Here is a 5,783-nt window from a genome sequence, read left to right as displayed (position 1 = left end):
ACGTGAAGGGGTTGTTGCCCGGCCGGTCCCCGTCCGGGCAACAACCCCTTCACGTCCAGCAACACCGGCATGGCCCGCCCCGGCGCCCGTCCCGGTGGCGGCGCCGGTGCGTCCGAGGGCCGTGGCCCGCGTCCCGGTGGCGCTCCGCGTCCGGGTGCGCCCGAGCGTGGTGCCCGTGACGGTGGCGCCCCGCGTCCCGGTGGCGCTCCGCGTCCCGGTGCTCCCGAGCGTGGCCCCCGTGACGGTGGCGCCCCGCGTCCGGGCGGCGCTCCGCGTCCCGGTGGCGCTCCCGCTCCGGGCGGGATGCCCCGTCCGCAGGGCGGCCCGCGTCCCGGCCCGACCCCCGGCGGCATGCCGCGCCCGAACCCGGGCATGATGCCGCAGCGCCCCGGCCCGCGTCCGGGCCCCGGCGGTGCCGGTCGTCCCGGTGGTCCGGGTGCCCGTCCCGGCGGTGCCGGCGGCGCGCGTCCCGGCTTCCAGGGTCGTCCGGCCGGCCCGGGCTCCCGTCCGGCCGGCGGCGGCTTCGGCGGCCCGCGTCCGGGTGGCGGCGGCGGTGGCGGCGGCTTCGGCGGTGCCCGTCCCGGCGGTGGCGGCGGCTTCGGCGGTCGTCCCGGTGGCCCGGGTGCCCGTGGCGGCACGCAGGGTGCCTTCGGCCGTGGCCCCGGTGGCCGTCCGGCCCGTGGCCGCAAGTCCAAGCGCGCGAAGCGCCAGGAGTACGAGGCCATGCAGGCCCCGTCCGTCGGCGGTGTGATGCTGCCGAAGGGCCACGGCGAGACCGTGCGCCTTTCGCGTGGCGCCTCCCTGACGGACTTCGCGGACAAGATCAACGCCAACCCGGCGGCGCTCGTCTCCGTGATGTTCAACCTCGGTGAGATGGTCACCGCGACGCAGTCCGTCTCCGACGACATCCTGCAGATGCTCGCCGGCGAGATGGGCTTCACGCTGGAGATCGTCTCCCGCGAGGACGAGGACCGCGAGCTGCTCGAGTCCTTCGACATCGACTTCGGCGAGGACGAGGGCGGCGAGGACGAGCTGCGTGCGCGTCCGCCGGTCGTGACCGTCATGGGTCACGTCGACCACGGTAAGACCCGCCTGCTCGACGCCATCCGCAAGACCAACGTGGTCGCGGGCGAGGCCGGTGGCATCACCCAGCACATCGGTGCCTACCAGGTCGTCACCGAGGTCAACGGCGAGGAGCGTGCCATCACGTTCCTGGACACCCCGGGTCACGAGGCGTTCACCGCCATGCGTGCCCGTGGTGCCAAGTCCACCGACATCGCGATCCTGGTGGTCGCGGCCAACGACGGCGTCATGCCGCAGACGGTCGAGGCGTTGAACCACGCCAAGGCCGCCGGTGTGCCGATCGTCGTCGCGGTCAACAAGATCGACGTCGAGGGCGCCGACCCGACCAAGGTCCGCGGTCAGCTGACCGAGTTCGGTCTGGTGGCCGAGGAGTACGGCGGCGACACCATGTTCGTCGACATCTCCGCGCGCCAGGGTCTGAACATCGACTCCCTGCTGGAGGCCGTGGTCCTGACCGCGGACGCCAGCCTGGACCTCCGGGCCAACCCGGAGCAGGACGCCCAGGGCATCGCGATCGAGGCCCACCTGGACAAGGGCCGCGGCGCCATGGCGACGCTGCTCGTCCAGCGCGGTACCCTCCGCGTCGGTGACTCGATCGTGGTCGGCGACAGCTACGGCCGCGTCCGCGCCATGCTCGACGAGAACGGCAACAACCTGCAGGAGGCCGGTCCGTCGCGTCCGGTCCTGCTGCTCGGTCTGACCTCGGTGCCCCGCGCCGGCGACAGCTTCATCGTCGTCGACGAGGACCGCACGGCCCGCCAGATCGCCGAGAAGCGCTCGGCCCGCGACCGCAACGCCATGTTCGCGCGTCGTCCGGTCCGCGTCTCGCTCGAGGACCTGGACAAGGCCATCGCCGCCGGCGGCATCCAGCAGCTCAACCTCATCATCAAGGGTGATGTCTCCGGTTCCGTGGAGGCCCTGGAGGACGCGCTGCTCAAGCTGGACGTGGGCGAGGAGGTCGAGCTCCGCATCCTGCACCGCGGTGTGGGTGCGATCACCGAGTCCGACGTCGACCTGGCCATGGGCTCCGACGCCATCATCCTGGGCTTCAACGTCCGGGCCGAGGGCCGCGCCCGTACGGCGGCGGACCGCGAGGGCGTCGACATCCGCTACTACTCGGTCATCTACCAGGCGATCGAGGAGATCGAGGCGGCGCTCAAGGGCCTGCTCAAGCCGGAGTACGAGGAGGTGCGCCTCGGCTCCGCGGAGATCCGCGAGGTCTTCCGCTCCTCCAAGTTCGGCAACATCGCCGGTGTGCTGGTCCGCGAGGGCCTCATCCGACGCAACGCCAAGGCCCGCCTCATCCGCGACGGCAAGGTCGTGGCGGAGAACCTCACCATCGAGGGTCTGCGCCGCTTCAAGGACGACGCGACCGAGGTCCGCGAGGGCTTCGAGGCCGGTGTCACCCTGGGGTCGTACAACGACATCAAGGTGGAGGACACCATCGAGACGTACGAGATGCGCGAGAAGCCGCGCTCGTAAGTCGGTAAGGCAGTGAGAGGGGGCCGGGAGACGGAGCCAATTCCGTCGACCGGCCCCCTCTCCGCTCGGTACGGTGAGGGCATAGCAGTCACTCCGTAGTCCCCGAGGCCTCACAGGTCGGCGTGACCTGTCACACATGTTCGTGGGAACACTTACGTTCGACCTGCTTCTGGGTGATATTCACTCGCTCAAGGAGAAGCGGTCGATCGTCCGGCCCATCGTGGCCGAACTGCAGCGCAAGTACAGCGTGTGCGCTGCGGAGACCGGAAACCAGGATCTGCACCGCCGGGCCGAGATCGGCCTGGCCGTCGTCTCCGGCGAGGCGTCCTACGTCGCCGAGATCCTGGACAGCTGCGAGCGGCTGGTCTCGGGCAGGCCCGAGGTACAGCTGCTGTCCGCGAGGCGCAGGCTTCGGGACGACGAGGACGAGTAGGACAATCGGACAGGCCGCCCCAAGGAGGGCGTCCGCGGGTACCGTTCCCACGGTGCCCACCAGCACGAGGAGGACCAGTGACCGACACCGCGAGGGCGCGCAAGCTCGCAGACCGCATCCGGGTGGTCGTCGCGGAGACGCTCCAGCGGCGGATCAAGGATCCGCGGCTCGGTTTCGTCACCATCACCGACGCCCGGGTGACCGGTGACCTGCGCGAGGCCACCGTCTTCTACACCGTCCACGGCGACGAGACCGACCGCGAGGCCTCCGCGGCTGCGCTGGAGAGCGCCAAGGGCATCCTGCGCTCCACGGTCGGCCGCGAGACCGGGGTCCGGTTCACCCCGACCCTGACCTTCGTCCTGGACGCGATCCCGGACACCGCCCGTCACCTGGACGACCTGCTCGTCAAGGCGCGGGCGCAGGACGCCGAGGTGCGCAGTGTCGCCGTCGGCAAGACCTTCGCCGGTGAGGCCGACCCGTACCGCAAGCCCGGCGAGGACGAGGACGCGGACGTCGAGGCCGACGACGAGGCAGAGGACGAGTAGCCGTGCCCGGCCGGCAGGAGCATCTCGCCCCGCGCGTCGAGCCGACCGGGACACCCACCGCCGCGGTGGGCGTCCCGGCTCCGGCGCTGCCCGCGCCGCGTGCTGAGCTGCGGCGCCCGAGCGAGGCGGACTGGCAGGCGGTGCTGGACGCGATCGGTCGTGCCGCCTCGGTGGACCTGCTCGCGCACGTCCTGCCCGACGGCGACGCGCTGGGCTCGGCCCTGGCCTTCGGTCTGGCGCTGCGTCAGCGCGGCGTCGAGGTGCGGGTCTCCTTCGGCGACGACCCGCAGGTCGTGCCGGCCTCGCTCTCCTTCCTGCCCGGCCAGGAGCTGATCGTCCCCTGCGCGCAGGTCCCCGAGCGGCCGGAGCTGATGATCAGCTTCGACGTCGCCGACGCCCGCCGGCTCGGCCTGCTGCAGGCCAAGGCGGAGTCCGCCCGCGAGCTGGTCGTGGTCGACCACCACACCTCCAACGCCGGTTTCGGCACGTTGCGCCTGATCGACCCGCTGGCCCCGGCCACCGCGGTCCTGGTCGACGAGCTGCTGCGCCGCCTGGGCGTGCCGCTGGACGAGCAGATCGCCACCTGCCTGTACGCCGGTGTCGCCAGCGACACCGGCTCCTTCCGCTACGCGGCCACCACGGCCGCCACCCACGAGTTCGCCTCCCGCCTGCTGGCGGCCGGGGTGCGGCACGACGCCATCTCCCGGCGGCTGTGGGACACCCAGTCCTTCGGCTACCTGAAGGTTCTCGCCGCCGCCCTGGAACGCGCCGAGCTGGAGCCGCAGGCGGCCGGCGGCCGGGGCCTGGTGTGGACCTGGGTGCCCTGGGCCGACCTGCTCGCCCACGGCGTCCCGCCGGAGCAGATCGAGGGCCTGATCGACACCGTCCGCAAGGCCGCCGAGGCCGAAGTCGCACTGGTTCTCAAGGAGGACCCGGACGGCACCCTGCGCGGCTCCTCCCGGGCGAGCGGCGCCGTCGACGTCGCCGCGGCCTGCGCCGCGCTGGGCGGCGGCGGCCACGCCTACGCGGCCGGCTTCACCTCGCACCAGGGCGTACCCGCCACCGTCGCGGCCTTCCGCGCCGCGATCGACGCGCAGCCCGCCCCGATCTCCGACTGAGCTCCCCGAACGAAAGACTGAATCCCCTCGTGAAGCGCAAGGGCACCGGCCCGGACGGCCTGATCATCGTCGACAAGCCGGCCGGGATCACCTCCCACACCGTCGTCGCCCGCGTCCGCCGGATGGCCGGCACACGCAAGGTCGGCCACGCCGGCACGCTCGACCCGATGGCCACGGGTGTCCTCGTCGTCGGCTCCGAGAAGGCCACCCGGCTGCTCGGACACCTGGCGCTGACCACCAAGACCTACGAGGCGACCATCCGCCTCGGCCAGACGACCGTCACGGACGACGCGGAGGGCGAGGTCACCGCGTCGGCGGCGGCCCGCGCCGTCACGGACGAGGCGATCGCGGCGGGCGTCGCCGAGCTGACCGGGCCCATCCGGCAGGTGCCGTCCAGCGTCAGCGCGATCAAGATCGACGGCAAGCGCTCGTACGCGCGGGTGCGGGAGGGCGAGGAGGTCGAGCTGGCCGCCCGGCCGGTCACCGTCTCCCGCTTCGAGGTGCACGCCCGCCGGGACGTCGTGGCCGAGGACGGCACGCCCGTCGTCGACCTGGACGTCACCGTCGACTGCTCCTCCGGCACGTACATCCGGGCCCTGGCCCGCGACCTCGGCGCCGGTCTCGGCGTCGGCGGCCACCTCACCATGCTGCGGCGCACCCGCGTGGGCGCCTACGGGCTCGACGTGGCGCACACCCTGGAGGCGCTGGAGGAGTCCTTCGCCGACAACGTGCTGCCGATCGCGGCCGCGGCGGCGGCCGCGTTCCCGCGCTGGGACGTCGACGAGAAGCAGGCCCGGCTGCTGTCCACCGGCGTCCGCATCGCCGCCCCCGGGCTGGGCGTCGACGGCCCGATCGCGGTCTTCGACCCGGAGGGCCGCTTCCTCGCGCTGATCGAGGAGCAGGGCGGCAAGGCGAAGTCGGTCGCCGTCTTCGTCTGAGCCCTCTCCCTTCGTCCGTTCCTGAAAACCTGTCCCACCCCATCGAGCGAGCGCGCGAAGCGCGGCGGGGGCGGCCAGGAGGGCGCACGGCTGGCCCCCGGCCGGTCCTGGGCAGCCTTCCGCCAGGACGGCGCGTCGGTGCGCGCCGCACGGCGGAAGGGCGCGGCGGTGGGGCCTGGGCTGG

The 5,783-nt window shown here is 73.0% G+C and carries 5 protein-coding genes; all 5 read left to right on the top strand.

All coding sequences use genetic code 11. The features are described from left to right. The first annotated feature begins 351 nt into the window (after positions 1-351). Positions 352-2,565 carry a translation initiation factor IF-2 gene (gene infB / locus DN069_RS36115; protein WP_243640236.1) on the top strand — a complete coding sequence of 738 codons (2,214 nt, stop codon included), beginning with the start codon at positions 352-354 and terminating at the stop codon, positions 2,563-2,565. Positions 2,566-2,701: 136 nt separating this feature from the next. After that, positions 2,702-2,998 carry a DUF503 domain-containing protein gene (locus DN069_RS36110; protein WP_042374911.1) on the top strand — a complete coding sequence of 99 codons (297 nt, stop codon included), beginning with the start codon at positions 2,702-2,704 and terminating at the stop codon, positions 2,996-2,998. A gap of 77 nt (positions 2,999-3,075) precedes the next feature. Next, positions 3,076-3,543: a 30S ribosome-binding factor RbfA gene (gene rbfA / locus DN069_RS36105; RefSeq protein ID WP_111507484.1), complete on the top strand. Its 468-nt coding sequence runs from the start codon at positions 3,076-3,078 to the stop codon at positions 3,541-3,543. Positions 3,544-3,545: 2 nt separating this feature from the next. Continuing rightward, the gene (locus DN069_RS36100) at positions 3,546-4,661 is read left to right on the top strand and encodes a DHH family phosphoesterase (RefSeq protein WP_243640234.1); all 1,116 of its coding nucleotides are present in this window, start codon (positions 3,546-3,548) and stop codon (positions 4,659-4,661) included. A 29-nt stretch (positions 4,662-4,690) separates the two neighbouring features. After that, positions 4,691-5,599 (top strand): tRNA pseudouridine(55) synthase TruB, encoded by a 909-nt coding sequence (gene truB / locus DN069_RS36095; protein WP_111507483.1) that lies wholly within the window; start codon positions 4,691-4,693, stop codon positions 5,597-5,599. Positions 5,600-5,783 lie beyond the last annotated feature (184 nt).

Source organism: Streptacidiphilus pinicola (genome assembly GCF_003258295.1).
In the GTDB taxonomy this organism is placed as follows: domain Bacteria; phylum Actinomycetota; class Actinomycetes; order Streptomycetales; family Streptomycetaceae; genus Streptacidiphilus; species Streptacidiphilus pinicola.
Note: the sequence above shows the minus strand (reverse complement) of the source record. Positions and strands in the feature narration are given on the sequence as shown.

Bases quoted from the DNA above. Each gene is read 5' to 3' on its own strand.
- infB (WP_243640236.1), top strand. From the start codon at position 352: ATGCCGCGCCCGAACCCGGGCATGATGCCGCAGCGCCCCGGCCCGCGT.
- DN069_RS36110 (WP_042374911.1), top strand. From the start codon at position 2,702: ATGTTCGTGGGAACACTTACGTTCGACCTGCTTCTGGGTGATATTCAC.